The organism is Curtobacterium sp. BNK-1, assembly GCF_048685235.1.
Taxonomy (GTDB): domain Bacteria; phylum Pseudomonadota; class Gammaproteobacteria; order Enterobacterales; family Enterobacteriaceae; genus Pantoea; species Pantoea agglomerans.
Genome location: NZ_JBLQTJ010000001.1, coordinates 3,730,629 through 3,749,692 on the forward strand (window position 1 = coordinate 3,730,629; position 19,064 = coordinate 3,749,692).

Below are 19,064 nucleotides of genomic sequence, written 5' to 3' on the forward strand. Positions count from 1 at the left end.
GCATGAACGATCAACGATTTGCCCGGATTCAGGCGATGCTGGCACTACGCCAGCACGATCTCACGGTCTGTATGGAGCAGGTGCATAAGCCGCACAATGTTTCCGCAGTGATCCGCACGGCGGACGCCGTCGGCATCCACGAAGTGCACGCCGTCTGGCCGAGCCAGCGGATGCGCACTCAGGCTTCCGCATCTGCCGGAAGCAACAGTTGGGTGAAAGTGGTCACCCATCCCACCATCGGCGATGCTGTAAAAAAGCTCAAACAACAGAAGATGCAGGTTTTAGCGACCCATCTCTCTGCCGATGCCGTGGATTTCCGTGAGATCGATTATACCCTTCCGACCTGCATCCTGATGGGCCAGGAAAAAACCGGCATCACCGAAGAAGCGCTGGCGCTGGCCGATCGGCAGATTGTGATTCCGATGGTGGGTATGGTGCAGTCGCTGAATGTCTCGGTCGCCTGCGCGCTGATCCTGTATGAAGCACAGCGGCAGCGGCAGAACGCGGGTCTGTACCTGCGCGACTACAGCCTGCTGGACGAAGATGAGCAGCAACGTCTGTTGTTCGAAGGCGGATTCCCGGTGCTGGCGCGGGTCGCAAAACAGAAAGGTTTACCCTATCCGCGCATCAATGCGCAGGGCGAAGTCGACGCCGATCCCAGCTGGTGGGCAACCATGCAATCGACTGGTAAAAGAAGATGAAAGGCCGTCTGCTGGATGCCATCCCGCTCAGTACCCTGACCGGCGTCGGTGCCAGCCAGGCGGCAAAGCTGGCCAAAATTGACCTGCATACCATTCAGGATCTCCTGCTTCATCTCCCGCTACGCTACGAAGATCGCACCCAACTCTATGCCATTGATGATCTGCTGCCCGGTATCTGGGCCACAGTAGAAGGCGAAGTGCTGCACACAGATATCACCTTTGGTCGCCGCCGGATGATGGTGTGCCAGATTAGCGATGGCAGCGGCGTACTGACGATGCGCTTCTTTAATTTCAATGCCGGGATGAAGAACAACCTGTCGCCGGGCCGGCGCGTCACCGCGTATGGTGAAATTAAACGCGGTCAGCGTGGCGCTGAGATTATCCATCCCGAATACCGGATCCAGGGCGAACAGAGCAATGTGACGCTGGAAGAGACCTTAACGCCGGTTTATCCCACCACCGAAGGTATTCGGCAGGCCACGCTGCGTAATCTCACCGATCAGGCACTGACGCTGCTGGAGAGCTGCCCGATTGCCGAACTGCTGCCGCAGGAACTGAGCGGCGGTTTAATCAGCCTGCCAGATGCGCTCCGCACGCTGCATCGTCCCCCACCCGATCTAAAACTCAGCGAGCTGGAGAGTGGTCGTCATCCGGCACAACGCAGATTGATTCTGGAAGAGCTGCTGGCACACAACCTCAGCATGCTGGCGGTACGCGCCGGTGCTCAGCGCTATTACGCTTTACCGATGCTTCCCCGGCACAACCTTAGTGACCAGCTGCTGGCTGCGCTGCCCTTTTCACCGACCAATGCGCAGAAACGCGTGGTGGCGGAGATAGAGAAAGATCTGGCAAATGACTTTCCGATGATGCGGCTGGTGCAGGGTGACGTCGGCTCGGGTAAGACACTGGTCGCCGCCCTCTCTGCGCTGAACGTGATCGCACATGGTAAGCAGGTTGCTCTGATGGCGCCGACCGAACTGCTGGCTGAACAGCACGCCAGTAACTTCCGCCAGTGGTTTGCGCCGCTGGGCATTGAAGTGGGCTGGCTGGCCGGAAAACAGAAAGGCAAAGCCCGCCATGCACAGCAGGAAGCGATAGCCAGCGGTCAGGTGGCGATGGTGGTGGGCACACATGCTCTGTTTCAGGAGCAGGTGCAGTTCAACGGTCTGGCACTGGTCATTATTGATGAGCAGCACCGGTTCGGCGTCCACCAGCGACTGGCGCTGTGGGAGAAAGGTGAGGAGCAGGGCTTCCATCCGCATCAGCTGATCATGACCGCCACACCGATTCCGCGCACCCTGGCGATGACCGCTTATGCCGATCTCGATACCTCCACCATTGATGAGCTGCCGCCGGGACGTACACCGGTGACCACCGTGGCTATCCCCGATACCCGACGCGATGAGATTGTGGCGCGGGTTGAGCATGCCTGCCGCGAAGGGCGTCAGGCCTACTGGGTCTGCACCCTGATTGAAGAGTCAGAATTGCTGGAAGCACAGGCGGCAGAAGCCAGCTGGGAATCCCTGAAAACGGCGCTGCCCGACTTAAACATCGGGCTGGTGCATGGCCGGATGAAGCCTGCGGAAAAACAGGCGGTGATGCAGGCGTTTAAAGCGAATGAACTGCAGCTGCTGGTGGCGACGACTGTGATTGAGGTCGGCGTGGACGTGCCGAATGCCAGCCTGATGATCATCGAAAACCCGGAGCGGTTAGGGCTGGCGCAGCTGCATCAGCTGCGGGGCCGTGTGGGCCGTGGTGCCGTGGCATCACACTGTGTACTGCTCTACAAAGCGCCGCTGAGCAAGACGGCGCAGAAGCGTTTACAGGTGCTACGCGACAGCAATGACGGCTTCGTCATTGCCCAGTTCGATCTGGAGATTCGCGGGCCGGGTGAACTGCTGGGCACGCGTCAGACCGGCAATGCCGAATTTAAAGTGGCCGACCTGCTGCGCGATGCGGCGATGGTGCCCGAAGTTCAGCGTGTGGCGCGCCACATCCACCAGCACTATCCCGAACAGGCCAGCGCATTGATTGAACGCTGGCTGCCAGAGAACACCCGTTATACCAACGTCTGAATGATCCCCATCTGATTCGGCTTTTTTATCCCTGTCGGGCAAACGATTGCTTTTAGCCTGCGGATGATTACAATCGCCACATTATTTTTTGGGAAGAACAGAAGATGTCCACTAATCCGCAGCCAGAACAGCCTTCCGCCACGCAAAGCGAACTGATTTATCGTCTTGAAGATCGTCCTCCCCTGCCACAAACGCTGTTTGCCGCCGGTCAGCATCTGCTGGCGATGTTTGTCGCGGTCATTACCCCCGCGATTCTGATTTGTCAGGCGTTAGGGCTGCCCGCAGAGGATACCCGGCACGTGATCAGCATGTCGCTGTTTGCATCGGGTGTGGCATCACTGCTGCAAATCAAAACATGGGGGCCGGTGGGTTCGGGCCTGCTGTCGATTCAGGGCACCAGCTTCAACTTCGTTACGCCCTTGATTATGGGCGGCATGGCGCTAAAAAATGGCGGCGCTGACGTGCCCACCATGATGGCGGCGCTGTTTGGTACGCTGATGGTCGCCTCCTGTACCGAAATGGTGCTGTCACGCGTATTGCACCTGGCGCGCCGGATCATCACGCCGCTGGTTTCCGGTATCGTGGTGATGATTATCGGCCTGTCGCTGATTCAGGTGGGGCTGACCTCCATTGGCGGCGGTTTCAGCGCGATTAACGACCATACTTTTGGTGCGCCGAAAAATCTGATGCTGGCAGGGGCTGTGCTGCTGGTGATCGTGCTACTTAACCGGCAGAAGAACCCCTACCTGCGCGTTGCCTCCCTGGTCATTGCCATGGCGGTGGGCTATCTGCTGGCCTGGGCGATGGGCATGCTGCCTGCCGCCGGCATCCCCACCGATCAGCCGCTGATCGTGGTGCCGACCCCGCTCTATTACGGGCTGGGCTTCGACTGGAATCTGCTCATCCCGCTGATGCTGGTGTTTATGGTGACCTCTCTGGAGACTATCGGCGATATCACCGCCACCTCGGATGTGTCAGAGCAGCCGGTCAGCGGGCCCCTCTATATGAAACGCCTGAAAGGCGGCGTGCTGGCGAATGGCCTCAACTCCTTTGTCTCCGCGCTGTTTAATACTTTCCCGAACTCCTGCTTCGGTCAGAACAATGGCGTGATCCAGTTGACCGGTGTTGCCAGCCGCTACGTCGGCTTTGTTGTCGCGCTGATGCTGATTGTGCTGGGGCTGTTCCCGGCGGTCAGCGGACTGGTGCAGATGATCCCTGAACAGGTACTCGGCGGCGCCACCATTGTGATGTTCGGCACCATCGCCGCTTCGGGTGTCCGCATTGTGTCACGCGAGCCGCTTAACCGCCGCGCCATCATGATTATTGCGCTGTCGCTGGCGGTGGGCCTGGGCGTTTCCCAGCAGCCGCTGATCCTGCAGTTTGCGCCTGACTGGCTGAAAACCCTGCTCTCTTCCGGTATTGCGGCGGGCGGCATTACCGCTATCGTACTCAACCTGATTTTTCCGCCAGAGAAGTAAGGCCAGAGGCAGGCTTCGGCCTGCCTGCTAATTATTCGGATTTACATCCAGGCTGTTGAGCTGTAACGGTAATTCAGGCATAACAACCTCTCACCGGATTTAACTCGGGAAGGATGCTATGAAATTTATTGGAAAGTTTTTCCTCACCTTACTTTTGCTGCTGCTTTTCACCCTGGTTGTGATCTATGTTCTGTTGCAGACACAGTGGGGTGCAGGCTGGTTTAGCCGTTGGGTGAGTGACAAAACCGAATGGCATCTCTCCCTGAGTAAAATTGAACACAATTTCTCCTCTCCCTCTCACATCATTCTGGATGACTTCAGCTTTGGTCACGATGGACAGCCTGCAGTTCTGGTGGCGAAACGGGTCGATCTCGGTCTGGCACTGATTCAGTTCAGCGATCCGCTGCATTTCAGCAGCCTTGAGCTGCGCGACGGAGAAGTGAATCTGGCCAATCTGGCGCCAGGCAGCGCGCTACCGATTCAGGCCGATCGCCTGCAACTCAACAATATGCGTATCGACAGCCCCAACAGCGCGTTACCGCTGTTTGCTCAGCAGGTTAATGGCGGCATTTTGCCGTGGAAACCCACTGCCCTTGATATGCTGGGTCGCGATGCCCGCTTCCAGATGAGCGCAGGCAGCATGACACTGAATAATGTGCCGGGTGAAAACGTACTGATCCAGGGCAGTGTTGCCCAGGGTCGGATGCGCTTTGACAATATTGGTGCCGACCTGGCGCGTGGCTCTATGACCGGCAACGGTGAGCGCGATGCCCAGGGCAACTGGAAAATTAATCAGCTGCGACTGAACGACATCCGTCTGCAGACCACCAGTAGCCTGAAAGATTTCCTGCATAGCCTGCAGGTTGTCCCCTCGATCGCCATTACGCGGCTCGACATGACCGATGCCCGCCTGCAGGGGCCTGACTGGGCGGTAACGGATCTGGATCTGACGCTGAGAAACGTTAACTGGCAGGGTGATGACTGGCAGAGTAACGATGGTTCGCTGGCGCTGAATGCCAGCAATTTTATCAACGGTGGATTCGAACTAAATGACCCCATCGTTAACCTGGACTTCTCACCGCAGGGCGTGGCGCTGACGCAGTTCAGTTCACGCTGGGCGAATGGGGTGATTCGGGCTGACGGTGACTGGTCGCGTAGCGATAAACGCCTGACACTGAAAAACCTGGCGGTGGCGGGACTGGAATACACTCTGCCGCAGGACTGGCGCGATCGCTGGCAGGCGACACTGCCAGCGTGGCTGGATAGCGTAGAGGTGACTCGCTTCACCTCTAACCGAAACCTGATAATCGACATCAATCCGGCTTTTCCCTTCCAGCTGACCTCACTGGATGGATCCGGTGAAAACCTGCTGCTGGCGCAGCAGCATCAGTGGGGGATCTGGTCGGGTAAACTCAGCCTGAACGCGGCAGAATCAACCTTTAATCGCACCGACCTGCGTCATCCGTCGATTGCGCTGAGCGCTGACCAGCAGCAGATTCAGGTTACGGAGCTGAGTGCGTTCAGTAATAAGGGTCTGCTCGAAGGGACGGCCACCGTAGGCCAGCAGCCAGCCCGTCCGCTGACGCTGCAACTGACAGGTCGTGCTGTACCGGTGAATGTGTTGCAGAACTGGGGATGGCCCGCGTTGCCGTTAACCGGTGACAGTAATATGCAGCTGCAGCTGAACGGTGCATTAACAGCAAATCAGCCGCTGCGCCCGACGGTTAATGGCAGTTTGTCGGTGACAACCGACAGTCAGCAACTGCAGCAGACCATGCAGGCTGGCGAGGTACGTTAACAACAGATCAGGGCCGCTGAAGCGGCCCTGATGATTAGTTGATACGCGCGCCGGACCCCCCCTCTTCCAGCGGCCCGTCAGGATCGGCGGGCAGGACGATATAGACCCCTTCAAACACCGCGCCACACTCATCATTGCCAAAAAGCTCAACTTCGAGCTGCACACGCGCTTTACGCCCGCGCGCCAGGCGGTCGAGATCGCCGCTTAATGAGCCCAGATCGGCAATCGCGCCAGGCCGTCCGCTGATGGGGTGGCTATAGCGAATGTGCGCATCCGCCAGAATAATGGTGCCACCCAGATGACGCTCGCGCAGCAGCAACCAGATCAACCCCCAGCCGGTCAGCGTTGCCAGCGAAAACAGGCTGCCAGCGAACAGCGTCTGGTGTGGATTCTGGTTGCCCGCTTCAGGCATGGTGGTGATAAATTTTTGCCCGGTAAACTGCAGAATACGGACGCCCATCTTTTCGCTGAGCGGGATATGATCATACCAGGCCTGTTGCAGCTGACCGCACCAGTCGGCGCGATGCAGGATATCGTCGAGCGTGACGACCGGTTTAATCATCAAAAAGTGACGAACCGGCGTCGTCTGCGGCGCGGTAATCTCGCCCTGATTGATGTAGCCGAGTTTAGCGAAGAAAGCGACAGCATCTTCGCGGGCGCTGCAGGTTACCCGCTTAGCCCCTTCCTGACGCGCCACGGATTCCAGCGTCATCGCCACCAGAGTACCCAGTCCCTTGCCCTGAACCGAAGGATGAACGGCCATGAAGCGGATAGCGGCCTCGTTGTCGGCATTAATATAGAGACGGCCGATGGCGACCGGATTTCCCTGCTCATCAACCACCATCTGATGATGCGCCAGCGCATCCCAGGCGTCACGTTCCGACCCCTGCGGCTGACGCAGAGGTTTACGCAACATCTCCCAGCGGAACTGATAATAGATATCCAGCTCTTCCGCCGTCTGTGGCACACGAAGGTGATACATGTAATGTTTCTCCCGCTCGGATGTGTGGCCAGTTCCCTGCCGCTCAGCTGACGTTCTCACACCTGTAACCAGAACGTCACAGGACCATCATTCACCAGCGAGACCTGCATATCCGCAGCAAAACGGCCATTAGCCGTGGTGATGCCCTGCTTGCGACAGCAGTCGCTGAAATATTCATACAGCCGCTCGGCTTCAGCGGGCTCGGCGCCACCCGAAAAGGAGGGACGCATCCCTTTTTGGGTATCTGCGGCCAGCGTAAACTGTGACACCACCAGCACGCTTCCGCCCGCCTGGCGAACACTCAGGTTCATTTTGCCCTGCTCATCACTAAAGATGCGATAGCCCAATACGCGTTCTGCGAGACGTTCCGCACGCGCGTTGTCATCGCCCTTTTCCACGCCCAGCAAAACCAGTAAACCGGCATCGATTTCACCGACCACTTCCTGATTGACGCTGACGCTGGCGCGCTGTACGCGTTGAATCAATGCAATCATGTTTCCTCGCGTTGCTCCTCTTTGTGTTGCTGCTTTAACTGCCGATAATCGGCTAACGCAACGGTGATTTCAGCGCCTAACAACACAATACACCAGGTCCAGTAGACCCAGAGAAACAGAATGGGGATCACGGCCAGTACGCCGTAGATCAGCTGATAAGAGGGGAACATAGTAACATAGAGCGCAAAGCCCTTTTTGCCCAGCTCAAACAGCGCACCGGCAACCAGCGCGCCAATCAGCGCATCGCGCGGCGGCACTCGCTGGGTAGGAACGATGCTGTAGAGCAACCAGAAGGCGAGCCACGACAGCAGGAGCGGGAAAATACGCAGCATCTGATCGACCAGGCTGGTGACGCCTGTCGCGTTAATCCAGCGCAGCGACAACAGATAGGAGCTGATCGCCAGACTGGCACCGGCCAGTAACGGGCCTAGTGTCAGGATCATCCAGTAGACCGCAAAGGAATAGACCATCGGCCGCTTCTTGTTGCTGCGCCAGATGGTGTTTAACGCGGTATCGACGGAATGCATCAGCAGTAAGGCGGTAACAATCAGGCCGACCGCTCCGACCGCCGTCATCCGGTTTACGTTAGCCACAAACTGCTCAAGATAGCGTTGCAGCGTGTTACCTGCAGCCGGCATCAGATTGGTAAAGACAAAGTGCTTCAACTGCACACTGATATCAGAGAAGACCGGAAACGCCGCAAACAGGGCAAACACCACCGCAATCAGCGGCACCAGCGCCAGCAATGAGACATAAGCCAGATTACCGGCCTGGGTCGTCATGCCATCCTCATCAATGCGTTTCCACAACAGTTTGAGCCACAACCAGAACGCATGCAGCCCGGGACGAAATTTACGTGACATCATGAATTACTGTTGACCTGCAAACCAGTTGGGTACCGTTTTACTGTCAGTAACCAGTACACTTTCAATACCCAGGGCGCGGGCCGCCTCAATATTCTGTGGATTATCGTCAAAAAATACCGCCTGATCGGCAGCCACACCTTCTGCGTCCAGCACATGCTGATAAATCCGGGCTTCCGGTTTACGCATGCCCAGCTCCTGGGAGAGATAGAGCTTGTCGGCTGCCTGCTGCACGTCCGGATACTGTGTTGGCCAGAATTCGCAATGCAGTTTGTTGGTGTTAGAGAGGATCACCACCCGATGGCCCTCCAGCCGCAGCCGGTTCATCAGCGCCAGGATTTCCGGACGCACGTCAACGAATACCGCCTGCCAGCCAGCGGCAAACTGTTCATAGCTCAGCGCGATTTCCAGCTTTTCACATAGCGCCAGCGCGAAATCTTCATCGCTGATCTCGCCACGTTCGTGTTGTTCAAACGCCTCATCCATCTGGAAATGGCTTTGCAGCGAGGCCAGCGGCACACGACTAAGGTCACTCCAGACACCCAGCACGCGGTTAAAGTCGATATCGATAATCACATTGCCCAAATCAAAGATATACAGCATGGTGTGTCTCCTTCTGTTCCCTGGAGTATTCACTCTAGCGGCAAAAGGGCAGGCTGAACAGGCACTCGCGGAGAGAAAAGCGTAAACGGCAGCGGGCAGGTAAAAAGCGCGACCTATCCCACAAATAATCGCTGGCCCGGCTGAAGAGGCAGGAATTTCAGGCAAAAAAAAAGCCCCGCAGGCGGGGCTCTTTATCAGTTAAAGGCGCAATTATGCGTCTTTAGGACCACGTGATGCACGTTTACGGTCATTTTCAGTCAGGTGACGTTTACGGATACGCACTGACTGTGGTGTAACTTCTACCAGTTCGTCATCATCGATGAACTCGATCGCCTGCTCAAGGGTCATCTTGATTGGCGGAACCAGCGTCGTGGCTTCATCAGTACCTGAAGCACGCATGTTGGTCAGTTTCTTACCGGTCAGGCAGTTAACTGTCAGGTCGTTAGAACGGCTGTGAATACCGATGATCTGGCCTTCATAGACTTCTGCACCGTGACCCAGGAACAGCTTACCGCGGTCCTGCAGGCTGAACAGTGCAAACGCAACTGCTTTACCCTGACCGTTGGAGATCAGTACGCCGTTCTGACGCTGGCCCACTTCGCCCGCACGAATGTCATCGTAGTGGCTGAAGGTAGAGTAGAGCAGACCGGTACCGGAAGTCATGGTCATGAATTCGTTACGGAAGCCGATCAGGCCACGGCTTGGGATCACGTAGTCGAGACGTACGCGGCCTTTGCCATCCGGATCCATGTTTTTCAGATCGCCCTTACGCTCACCCATGGCTTGCATGACTGAACCCTGGTTGTTCTCTTCGATATCCAGCGTAACGTTCTCGAATGGCTCCTGTTTACGGCCATCGATTTCGCGGAAGATAACTTTCGGACGGGATACCGCCAGTTCGAAACCTTCACGACGCATGTTTTCGATCAGAACTGACAGGTGAAGCTCACCACGACCTGATACGCGGAACGCGTCAGCATCTTCGGTTTCTTCAACGCGCAGTGCCACGTTGTGAACCAGTTCTTTGTTCAGACGCTCAAGGATCTGACGTGACGTCACGTACTTACCTTCTTTACCGCAGAACGGTGAGGTGTTGACGTTGAAGAACATGGTAACTGTTGGCTCATCGACGCTCAGTGCTGGCAGCGCCTGCACGTTCTGTGGATCACAGATGGTGTCAGAGATGTTCAGCTCGCCCAGACCGGTGATAGCAATGATATCGCCCGCTTCTGCCAGGTCGCTGTCGATACGCTCAAGACCCAGGTGAGTCAGGACTTTACCGACTTTACCGTTACGGGTTTTGCCTTCGCTATCGATGATAGTGACTTGCTGGTTAGGCTTAACTTTACCGCGCTTGATACGGCCAATGCCGATCACGCCCAGGTAGTTGTTGTAGTCCAGCTGAGAGATTTGCATCTGCAGTGGGGCGTCAGCCTCAACCTGCGGAGGCGCAACGTGGTCGACGATCGCCTGATACAGCGGGGTCATATCGTCAGCCATGTCGGTGTGCTCAAGACCAGCAATACCATTCAGCGCAGAGGCGAAAATGATAGGGAAGTCGAGCTGCTCATCAGTAGCATCCAGGTTAACGAACAGGTCAAAGACCTGATCAACAACCCAATCCGGACGCGCACCAGGGCGGTCTACTTTGTTGATAACCACAATCGGCTTCAGACCATGCGCGAACGCTTTTTTGGTCACGAAGCGGGTTTGCGGCATAGGGCCATCCATCGCATCTACAACCAGCAGCACCGAGTCCACCATGGACATGACGCGCTCAACTTCACCACCGAAGTCGGCGTGTCCCGGGGTATCAACGATGTTGATACGGTAGTCATTCCACTTAATGGCGGTGTTTTTTGCGAGGATGGTAATCCCACGCTCTTTCTCCAAATCATTGGAGTCCATCACGCGCTCTGTTGCTTCGGTACGGGCATCAAAAGTACCGGATTGTTGCAGCAGTTTGTCAACCAGGGTGGTCTTTCCATGGTCAACGTGCGCGATGATGGCGATGTTACGCAAATTTTCGATCACAGCTTTGCCTCAGGCATTAGAAATAGCGCGTTATTGTACACTGATTAAGCGGAAGACTGAACACGATCACACTTTTCACTGAAAGTTTATTGCATGGAGGCCAATTTGCCCTGTTACCGGTGCAGAAAATGCACTAAGTTGGTCTGATGCACCAAAATAGTGCCATCAGATGGCCGTTAAGCACCACAGTGGTGCAATAAAACGATCGTGGTGCAGCCGCTTTATGACAAAAAGGTGCACCACAAGGCGATTTAAGCATCATCAAAAAAGTTGGCACAGAATTCGCTTTATCTAAATCAAGCGTAAACGCCAGACAGATGTCGGTTGAAGAGCGTGCCGGAAGAGGTTGGTCAGGGAGTTGTTTTCCCGCAACGTATTCCGGAAACGACGTTTCCTCGCCATGTAGATAATGAAAGACCATTTCCAGGAGAGTTGAGTATGTCCGCTGAACACGTTCTCTCGATGATGAACGAGCATGAAGTTAAGTTTGTTGACCTGCGTTTTACCGATACCAAAGGTAAAGAACAGCACGTTACGATCCCTGCTCACCAGGTTAACGCTGACTTCTTCGAAGAAGGCAAAATGTTCGATGGTTCGTCTATCGGCGGCTGGAAAGGCATTAACGAATCAGACATGGTGCTGATGCCTGACGCCACCACGGCGGTCATGGATCCTTTCTTCGAAGATTCTACGCTGATCATCCGTTGTGACATCCTCGAGCCAGGCACCATGCAGGGCTACGACCGCGATCCACGCTCTATCGCTAAGCGCGCTGAAGATTTCCTGCGCTCTTCCGGCATCGCTGATACCGTACTGTTTGGACCAGAACCAGAATTCTTCCTGTTCGATGACATCCGTTTCGGCTCATCGACGTCCGGTTCACACGTTGCTATCGACGATATCGAAGCGGCATGGAACACCGGTAAAGAGTACGAAGGCGGTAACAAAGGTCACCGTCCAGGTCTGAAAGGCGGCTACTTCCCGGTTCCACCGGTTGACTCATCACAGGACATTCGTTCTGCCATGTGTCTGACCATGGAGCAGATGGGCCTGGTTGTTGAAGCGCATCACCACGAAGTGGCGACCGCGGGTCAGAACGAAGTGGCAACCCGCTTCAATACCATGACCAAAAAAGCGGACGAAATTCAGATTTACAAATATGTGGTTCACAACGTTGCGCACGCTTACGGCAAAACCGCGACCTTTATGCCGAAGCCTATGTTTGGCGACAACGGTTCAGGCATGCACTGCCATATGTCACTCTCCAAAGGTGGCCAGAACCTGTTTGCCGGCGATAAGTACGGCGGCCTGTCTGAAATGGCGCTGTTCTACATCGGCGGTATCATCAAGCACGCTAAAGCGATCAACGCCCTGGCGAACCCGACCACCAACTCTTACAAGCGTCTGGTCCCGGGTTACGAAGCACCGGTTATGCTGGCTTACTCTGCCCGTAACCGTTCAGCCTCAATCCGTATCCCGGTTGTTGCCAGCCCGAAAGCGCGTCGTATCGAAGCGCGCTTCCCGGATCCAGCGGCTAACCCATACCTGGCGTTCACCGCACTGCTGATGGCTGGCCTGGATGGCATCATCAACAAAATCCATCCTGGCGATGCGATGGACAAGAACCTGTATGACCTGCCACCGGAAGAAGAAGCTGAGATTCCAAAAGTTGCAGGCTCTCTGGAAGAAGCGCTGAATGCACTGAACGAAGATCGCGAGTTCCTGACCCGCGGCGGTGTATTCACTGACGAATCGATCGATGCTTACATCGAACTGCGTAAAGCAGAGATGGATCGCGTTCGCATGACGCCACACCCGGTTGAGTTCGAGCTCTACTACAGCGTTTAACTGGTCAGACGTTTTTTGTTGCCGTGGAAACTTTTAGCCCATCTTCGGATGGGCTTTTTTCTCCGCGAATTCACCGTTCATTCGCCCTCTTTTCGGCTTAAAGACTAAAATGCACCTCTTTAGTGCAGAGGAACGTTGTATGGCAACTGGCTCTCTGCCCGATGCAGGGCAGATTCTCAACGCGTTAATCAACAGTATTTTGTTGGTGGATAACGATCTGGTTATTCATTACGCCAACCCGGCGGCGCAGCAATTACTGGCGCAAAGCTCACGCAAATTGTTCGGCACGCCGTTACCGGAATTAACCGGCTACTTTTCGCTGAATATCGAGGTGATGCGCGAGAGTCTTGAGGCTGGCCAGGGATTTACTGACAGTGAGGTTACGCTGGTGGTAGATGGTCGCGCGCACATTATGTCGCTGACCGCCCAGCGGTTACCCGATGGCTTAATCCTGATGGAAATGGCGCCGATGGATAATCAGCGTCGTCTCAGTCAGGAGCAGTTACAGCACGCCCAGCAGGTGGCCGCTCGCGATCTGGTTCGCGGCCTGGCCCATGAGATTAAAAATCCGCTGGGAGGATTGCGCGGCGCGGCACAGCTTTTATCCCGCGCCCTGCCCGATCCCTCGCTGAATGAATATACCAAAGTGATTATTGAACAGGCCGACCGGTTGCGGAATCTGGTTGATCGTCTGCTGGGGCCGCAGCAGCCGGGCATGCACATCACGCAGAGCATTCATCAGGTGGCCGAACGGGTGGTTAATCTGGTGTCGATGGAGCTGCCGGAGAATGTCTCGCTGGTACGGGATTATGATCCCAGCCTGCCGGAACTGCCGCACGATCCCGATCAGATTGAACAGGTGCTGCTTAACGTGGTGCGCAATGCGCTTCAGGCGCTGGGCGACGATGGCGGCACCATTATTATCCGCACCCGCACGGCTTTCCAGCTGACGCTGCACGGCACGCGTTATCGGCTGGTGGCACGTATTGATATTGAAGATGATGGCCCCGGCATTCCGGCCCAGCTGCAGGATACGCTGTTTTATCCGATGGTCAGCGGACGCGAAGGCGGTACCGGTTTAGGCCTCTCCATCGCCCGTAGCCTGATTGATCAACATTCAGGAAAAATAGAATTTAACAGTTGGCCGGGACACACCGAATTCTCGGTTTACCTGCCTATTCGCCAGTGAGGTTTCTATGCAACGAGGGATAGTCTGGATCGTCGATGACGATAGCTCCATCCGCTGGGTGCTTGAACGCGCGCTCACTGGAGCCGGTTTGAGCTGTGCGACTTTTGACAGCGCAAGCGAGGTGCTGGATGCCCTCTCAACCAAGACCCCGGACGTTTTACTGTCAGACATTCGCATGCCCGGTATGGATGGCCTGGCGCTGCTGAAACAGATTAAACAGCGTCATCCGATGCTTCCGGTCATCATAATGACGGCGCATTCAGATCTGGACGCTGCCGTCAGCGCCTATCAGCAGGGTGCCTTTGATTACCTGCCTAAGCCGTTCGATATCGATGAAGCGGTTGCGCTGGTCGAGCGTGCTATCAGCCACTATCAGGAGCAGCAGCAGCCACGTAATCAGCCGGTCAGCGGACCCACCACCGATATCATCGGTGAAGCGCCCGCGATGCAGGATGTGTTCCGCATCATCGGACGATTATCGCGCTCGTCGATCAGTGTGTTGATCAACGGCGAGTCCGGTACCGGTAAAGAGCTGGTGGCCCATGCGCTGCATCGCCACAGCCCGCGCACCAAAGCGCCCTTTATCGCGCTCAACATGGCGGCGATCCCCAAAGATTTAATTGAATCAGAACTGTTTGGTCACGAAAAAGGCGCCTTTACCGGGGCGAACCAGATCCGTCAGGGCCGTTTTGAGCAGGCGGATGGCGGCACGCTGTTTCTGGATGAGATCGGTGATATGCCGCTGGATGTGCAGACCCGTCTGCTGCGCGTGCTGGCCGATGGCCAGTTCTATCGCGTTGGTGGCTATGCGCCGGTCAAAGTGGATGTGCGTATTATCGCGGCGACCCACCAGAATCTGGAATTACGCGTACAGGAAGGCAAGTTCCGTGAGGATCTGTTTCACCGCCTGAACGTGATTCGTGTGCATCTGCCACCGCTGCGTGAGCGTCGTGAGGATATCCCGCGTCTGGCGCGTTATTTCCTGCAGGTGGCGGCGCGTGAGCTGGGTGTGGAAGCGAAGATTCTGCATCCGGAAACCGAGACAGCGTTAACCCGACTGCACTGGTCAGGTAACGTGCGTCAGCTGGAGAACACCTGTCGCTGGCTGACCGTGATGGCTGCGGGTCAGGAAGTCCTGATTCAGGACCTGCCCGGAGAACTGTTTGAATCCAGTACGCCGGAGAATCCGGTACAGTCGCTGCCTGACAGCTGGGCAACGCTGCTGGCACAGTGGGCCGATCGCGCTCTGCGTTCCGGTCATCAGAATCTGCTGTCAGAAGCCCAGCCAGAGATGGAGCGCACGCTGCTCACCACTGCGCTGCGTCATACGCAGGGCCACAAACAGGAAGCGGCACGTTTGCTGGGCTGGGGACGAAACACGCTGACGCGCAAGCTCAAAGAGCTGGGCATGGAATAAGCGGTTCAGTACGGGCTGGTGTAGTCTGCCAGCCCGTTTCTTCAGATAACGCGGGAGAACTGCTGCTGACGCGCTTTCTGACGCAGATAGCGATCAAAGCACATGCAAATATTGCGGATCAGTAACCGGCCAATTCCCGTCACCTCCAGCCCCGTAGCGGTTTGTTCCACCAGCCCATCGGCTATCAACGGCTTCAGCAGCGCCAGGTCCTCAGCAAAATAGTCGCTGAAGCGAATGCCCCATTGCGCTTCTGTCGCGGCAAAATTCAGCGAGAAGTTACAAATCAGCGTTTTTATCACGTCCCGACGCAGGCAATCATCGTCGGTTAAGGCGATGCCACGCCACAGGCCATTTCCCTGCTGTTCCACACAATTGTACCAGGTATTAAGGTCTTTCTGGTTCTGCGCATAACTGTCGCCAATCATGCTGATGGCAGAGACGCCAAGCCCCAGCAAATCGCTGTCGCCCTGCGTCGTGTATCCCTGGAAATTGCGATGCAGCTGGCCTTTGCGCTGCGAGATAGCCAGTTCATCCTGCGGCTTCGCAAAGTGATCCATTCCAATGAACTGGTAGCCCTGCTGAGTCAGAGTTGCGATGGTCTGCTGTAAAATATCCAGCTTTTGCTGAGCCGATGGCAGTTCACCCTCTTTGATTTTACGCTGTGCCGCGAACATCGCCGGCAAATGCGCATAGTTAAAGACGCTAAGACGATCCGGGCTCAGCGCCAGTACCCGCTCCAGCGTCCAGGCGAAGCTGGCGGGCGTCTGCAGGGGTAAACCATAGATCAGGTCAATGCTGGTCGAGCTGAACCCCTGTTCACGGGCACGCGCCATCAGCCCGAAAATCATCTCTTCATCCTGTACCCGGTTAACCCGCTCCTGCACCGATTTGTTGAAGTCCTGCACCCCCATGCTCAGACGATTAAATCCCAGCGATCGCAGGTGATCAATCACATCCAGCGCAATTTCCCGGGGATCCACTTCAATCGACATTTCGGCATCATCGGCCACACTGAAATGCTGCTTCAGTAAACCCACCAGCCGGGAAATCTGCGCATTGTCGAGGAAGGTTGGCGTGCCGCCGCCCCAGTGAAGCTGCGTGACCTGACGCTGACGAAACAGCGGCGCACGCTGAATAATCTCCTGTTCGAGCACATCCAGATAGCGGTCCGCTTTGTGGCGCTGACGCGTCACTATCTTATTGCAGCCGCAGAAGTAGCAGAGACGATGGCAGAAGGGAATATGGACATAGAGCGACAGCGGACGATCGGGGTAACGCGCCACGGCACGCTGGAAGTCGTTTTCCGCGTACTGCTCGCTGAACTCCAGCGCAGTGGGATAGGAGGTGTAACGCGGGCCGGCATAATTGTACTTTTCAATTAACGCCTGATCCCACTCAATCTGCTGCGATGGCATGCTCACTCCTTCCGGTGACGTCGTCTGAGAGAAGGTCGCGAAGAAGAGGAGATAAAAGGTGAGCGGGATGAGACCCGACGTAAACGTTGCTTCAGACGCGACAGGCGTCGTAGTTTAAACAATAACCACAGCAGATAACATGTCGCCAGCAGCGCGAAAATTGATCCAGGCCAAAACATTGTCGTTTACCTGTTAAGCGCGGCATGCGGGTAACGCATGCCGATCAAATTTGCTTAGTTGCCTTTCAGCAGACGGTACATATCTTCTTCAGCCTGCTCATCTTCGGCATCATCCATCACAATGCCTAACTGCTCCATCAGTTCGTCGATACGATCCAGCGAGGCATCCAGCCAGCCCTGATCTTCAGCCGACAGCGTTTCGCCATTTTCCAGCCGATCCAGCAGCGCATCCAGACGTTCGTCATTTTCCAGCTTCGCCAGCTCTTCTTCTGGTGTCAGACGCACTTTCTTCTCTGCTGCCGGTTTTTCTGCGCTTTTCTTTGGTTTAACGGCGGCGGTTTTTCCTTCAGCGATCAGGGCCACCGGTTTTTTACTCCCGATGCGCGGATCTTTCACGCTGTCCGCCTGACGTCCGCCATTGTTTTCGGACGCAGCCGGATTAGCACGGCTGCCAGATGCATGTCCGCGATGCTTTTTATCACGTTTGCGATCGCGTGCTTCATGGTTGATATCGTCACGCGATTTGCGTTTGGCTTTGACGGCAGGTTTGCCGTTAGCAGCTCGTGCAGGTTGCTTCATAGTATTCGGTCCCGGCTTTTTTTATTCAGTATAGAATTGCGGCGAAATCTAGCAGAAAGTAGACAAAGAAAAAAGGCGACAGCTCAAGCTGTCGCCTTATTTCATACCTTCATAAGAAGGAATCATGTTTTAAATCCTTTTCGGCTCGTAACATCCCGGTTAATCCCGCGCCTGCTCAACTCCTGAGCTATTCCTTATCCCTGTCTGGCCGCATCCCTGACCCTGTTCCATTCCATCGCTCATAACCCTCCTGGTATCCCTGAGCGCATCATCCTGATGTGTGCTGCCGTGCACTGCACACTAATGTAGACCAACTGGTAAAAGCCTCAAGTCAGTGTCAAAAATAGTTAGTTCAAAAAAAGAACGTTTTAAGATAAGGGTTTGAATTACATATTTTTTTATTTTTAGTAATTAAAGTAAAAAGCGAAATAACCCGCACCGTGAATGGCAAATCTCTTACAAAGTTTGTTACCGAGATGCGATTGAGCACTTTCGCGTCATAACGCGTATAATCGCCCGCATTGCCTTAATGCGTTTTCTGGAGTGTCACCTTGTCTGAATTGAATTACCACGTTACCCACTTTGTCATGAGCGCGCCGGATATCCGCCATCTGCCTGCCGATACCGGAATTGAGGTGGCTTTCGCTGGCCGCTCGAACGCGGGAAAATCGAGTGCGCTGAATACGTTAACCAATCAGAAGGGTCTGGCGCGTACCAGTAAAACGCCGGGACGTACGCAGCTGATTAACCTGTTTGAAGTGAAAGAAGGTAAGCGTCTGGTCGACCTGCCCGGTTACGGTTATGCCGAAGTCCCGGAAGAGATGAAGCTGAAGTGGCAGCGCGCGTTAGGTGAATATCTGCAAAAACGTCAGGCGCTGAAAGGACTGGTTATCCTGATGGATATCCGTCATCCGCTGAAAGATCTCGACCGGCAGATGATTCAGTGGTCAGTGGAAAGTGGCATTCCGGTGCTGTTGCTTCTCACTAAAGCAGACAAACTGGCCTCAGGTGCCCGTAAAGCGCAGCTCAATGTCGTGCGTGAAGCCGCACTCGAATTTGTTGGTGATGTGCAGGTAGAGCTCTTCTCATCGCTGAAGAAAATCGGCGTGGATAAGGTTCGTCAGAAGCTGGACAGCTGGTTTAATACGCTTGAACCTGCGGTTGAAGATCAGGACGCGGAAGAGTGAGTGGCAACCTTGTGCCGGTGATGCTGACGGTACAAAAAGCCCAATAAAAAACGCCCCAGTCACAGAATGACTGGGGCGGCTAAATTCAGCCAAATCCGATTACGTGAAGTAAAAGGTCTGAAAGATAGAACATCTTACCTCTGTACCCTACGCGACGAACTTTACCTGATTTTCTGTGCGTGACAAAGGCTTTTTTGTTGCTTACTTACATGAAACAGGACT

The 19,064-nt window shown here is 55.3% G+C and carries 16 protein-coding genes; 8 read left to right on the forward strand and 8 right to left on the reverse strand.

Going from position 1 to position 19,064, the window contains the following annotated elements:
- Positions 1 to 2: 2 nt before the first annotated feature.
- The 4 genes from trmH (at position 3) to ACMGGP_RS17715 (ending at position 6,052) form a co-directional block, all read left to right on the forward strand.
- Positions 3 to 701, forward strand: a complete 699-nt coding sequence (gene trmH / locus ACMGGP_RS17700) for a tRNA (guanosine(18)-2'-O)-methyltransferase TrmH (RefSeq protein ID WP_010258414.1) — start codon at positions 3 to 5, stop codon at positions 699 to 701.
- A complete protein-coding gene (gene recG, locus ACMGGP_RS17705; RefSeq protein ID WP_022624892.1) occupies positions 698 to 2,776 on the forward strand; it encodes an ATP-dependent DNA helicase RecG in 2,079 nt (692 codons plus the stop codon). Before trmH ends, recG begins: the two co-directional genes overlap by 4 nt.
- A gap of 104 nt (positions 2,777 to 2,880) precedes the next feature.
- Positions 2,881 to 4,254 carry a nucleobase:cation symporter-2 family protein gene (locus ACMGGP_RS17710; protein ID WP_498798670.1) on the forward strand — a complete coding sequence of 458 codons (1,374 nt, stop codon included), beginning with the start codon at positions 2,881 to 2,883 and terminating at the stop codon, positions 4,252 to 4,254.
- Between the two features lie 118 nt (positions 4,255 to 4,372).
- Positions 4,373 to 6,052 carry an AsmA family protein gene (locus ACMGGP_RS17715; RefSeq protein ID WP_022624891.1) on the forward strand — a complete coding sequence of 560 codons (1,680 nt, stop codon included), beginning with the start codon at positions 4,373 to 4,375 and terminating at the stop codon, positions 6,050 to 6,052.
- Between the two features lie 34 nt (positions 6,053 to 6,086).
- Here the strand turns inward: ACMGGP_RS17715 and fabY are convergent, their stop codons facing one another.
- From fabY to typA, 5 genes are all read right to left on the reverse strand, one after another.
- Positions 6,087 to 7,034, reverse strand: a complete 948-nt coding sequence (gene fabY / locus ACMGGP_RS17720; RefSeq protein ID WP_010258423.1) for a fatty acid biosynthesis protein FabY — start codon at positions 7,032 to 7,034, stop codon at positions 6,087 to 6,089.
- A 56-nt stretch (positions 7,035 to 7,090) separates the two neighbouring features.
- Positions 7,091 to 7,528, reverse strand: coding sequence for a D-aminoacyl-tRNA deacylase (gene dtd, locus ACMGGP_RS17725; RefSeq protein ID WP_022624890.1), 438 nt, complete (start codon positions 7,526 to 7,528; stop codon positions 7,091 to 7,093).
- A complete protein-coding gene (locus tag ACMGGP_RS17730; protein ID WP_010672108.1) occupies positions 7,525 to 8,394 on the reverse strand; it encodes a virulence factor BrkB family protein in 870 nt (289 codons plus the stop codon). Before ACMGGP_RS17730 ends, dtd begins: the two co-directional genes overlap by 4 nt.
- A gap of 3 nt (positions 8,395 to 8,397) precedes the next feature.
- Positions 8,398 to 8,994, reverse strand: coding sequence for a glucose-1-phosphatase (yihX, locus tag ACMGGP_RS17735; protein WP_010258428.1), 597 nt, complete (start codon positions 8,992 to 8,994; stop codon positions 8,398 to 8,400).
- 210 nt (positions 8,995 to 9,204) lie between these two features.
- Positions 9,205 to 11,028: a ribosome-dependent GTPase TypA gene (typA, locus tag ACMGGP_RS17740; protein ID WP_010258429.1), complete on the reverse strand. Its 1,824-nt coding sequence runs from the start codon at positions 11,026 to 11,028 to the stop codon at positions 9,205 to 9,207.
- A gap of 432 nt (positions 11,029 to 11,460) precedes the next feature.
- Between typA and glnA the strand changes: the two genes are divergently transcribed.
- The 3 genes from glnA (at position 11,461) to glnG (ending at position 15,482) form a co-directional block, all read left to right on the forward strand.
- Positions 11,461 to 12,876, forward strand: a complete 1,416-nt coding sequence (gene glnA / locus ACMGGP_RS17745; RefSeq protein WP_498798671.1) for a glutamate--ammonia ligase — start codon at positions 11,461 to 11,463, stop codon at positions 12,874 to 12,876.
- Positions 12,877 to 13,015: 139 nt separating this feature from the next.
- Positions 13,016 to 14,065: a nitrogen regulation protein NR(II) gene (glnL, locus tag ACMGGP_RS17750; protein ID WP_008926971.1), complete on the forward strand. Its 1,050-nt coding sequence runs from the start codon at positions 13,016 to 13,018 to the stop codon at positions 14,063 to 14,065.
- Between the two features lie 7 nt (positions 14,066 to 14,072).
- On the forward strand, positions 14,073 to 15,482 hold the full coding sequence (glnG, locus tag ACMGGP_RS17755) for a nitrogen regulation protein NR(I) (protein WP_010258440.1): 1,410 nt from the start codon (positions 14,073 to 14,075) through the stop codon (positions 15,480 to 15,482).
- 41 nt (positions 15,483 to 15,523) lie between these two features.
- Here the strand turns inward: glnG and hemN are convergent, their stop codons facing one another.
- Together hemN and yihI are read right to left on the reverse strand one after the other, a co-directional pair.
- Positions 15,524 to 16,897: an oxygen-independent coproporphyrinogen III oxidase gene (gene hemN, locus ACMGGP_RS17760; protein WP_498798672.1), complete on the reverse strand. Its 1,374-nt coding sequence runs from the start codon at positions 16,895 to 16,897 to the stop codon at positions 15,524 to 15,526.
- A 233-nt stretch (positions 16,898 to 17,130) separates the two neighbouring features.
- Positions 17,131 to 17,655 carry a Der GTPase-activating protein YihI gene (gene yihI, locus ACMGGP_RS17765; protein WP_010258445.1) on the reverse strand — a complete coding sequence of 175 codons (525 nt, stop codon included), beginning with the start codon at positions 17,653 to 17,655 and terminating at the stop codon, positions 17,131 to 17,133.
- Between the two features lie 551 nt (positions 17,656 to 18,206).
- On the opposite strand from yihI, the gene yihA reads away from it, so the two are divergent.
- Positions 18,207 to 18,842: a ribosome biogenesis GTP-binding protein YihA/YsxC gene (gene yihA / locus ACMGGP_RS17770; RefSeq protein ID WP_010258448.1), complete on the forward strand. Its 636-nt coding sequence runs from the start codon at positions 18,207 to 18,209 to the stop codon at positions 18,840 to 18,842.
- An 85-nt stretch (positions 18,843 to 18,927) separates the two neighbouring features.
- On the opposite strand, the gene spfP is transcribed toward yihA, so the two are convergent.
- Positions 18,928 to 18,975: a small protein SpfP gene (gene spfP, locus ACMGGP_RS17775; RefSeq protein ID WP_071892919.1), complete on the reverse strand. Its 48-nt coding sequence runs from the start codon at positions 18,973 to 18,975 to the stop codon at positions 18,928 to 18,930.
- Positions 18,976 to 19,064 lie beyond the last annotated feature (89 nt).

What these genes read in the sequence shown, in the direction of transcription:
- yihX (WP_010258428.1), bottom strand. Translation starts at nt 8,994, where the DNA reads ATGCTGTATATCTTTGATTTGGGCAATGTGATTATCGATATCGACTTT.
- trmH (WP_010258414.1), top strand. Translation starts at nt 3, where the DNA reads ATGAACGATCAACGATTTGCCCGGATTCAGGCGATGCTGGCACTACGC.
- glnG (WP_010258440.1), top strand. Translation starts at nt 14,073, where the DNA reads ATGCAACGAGGGATAGTCTGGATCGTCGATGACGATAGCTCCATCCGC.
- ACMGGP_RS17715 (WP_022624891.1), top strand. Translation starts at nt 4,373, where the DNA reads ATGAAATTTATTGGAAAGTTTTTCCTCACCTTACTTTTGCTGCTGCTT.
- hemN (WP_498798672.1), bottom strand. Translation starts at nt 16,897, where the DNA reads ATGCCATCGCAGCAGATTGAGTGGGATCAGGCGTTAATTGAAAAGTAC.
- recG (WP_022624892.1), top strand. Translation starts at nt 698, where the DNA reads ATGAAAGGCCGTCTGCTGGATGCCATCCCGCTCAGTACCCTGACCGGC.
- yihI (WP_010258445.1), bottom strand. Translation starts at nt 17,655, where the DNA reads ATGAAGCAACCTGCACGAGCTGCTAACGGCAAACCTGCCGTCAAAGCC.
- glnL (WP_008926971.1), top strand. Translation starts at nt 13,016, where the DNA reads ATGGCAACTGGCTCTCTGCCCGATGCAGGGCAGATTCTCAACGCGTTA.
- ACMGGP_RS17710 (WP_498798670.1), top strand. Translation starts at nt 2,881, where the DNA reads ATGTCCACTAATCCGCAGCCAGAACAGCCTTCCGCCACGCAAAGCGAA.
- dtd (WP_022624890.1), bottom strand. Translation starts at nt 7,528, where the DNA reads ATGATTGCATTGATTCAACGCGTACAGCGCGCCAGCGTCAGCGTCAAT.
- ACMGGP_RS17730 (WP_010672108.1), bottom strand. Translation starts at nt 8,394, where the DNA reads ATGATGTCACGTAAATTTCGTCCCGGGCTGCATGCGTTCTGGTTGTGG.
- fabY (WP_010258423.1), bottom strand. Translation starts at nt 7,034, where the DNA reads ATGTATCACCTTCGTGTGCCACAGACGGCGGAAGAGCTGGATATCTAT.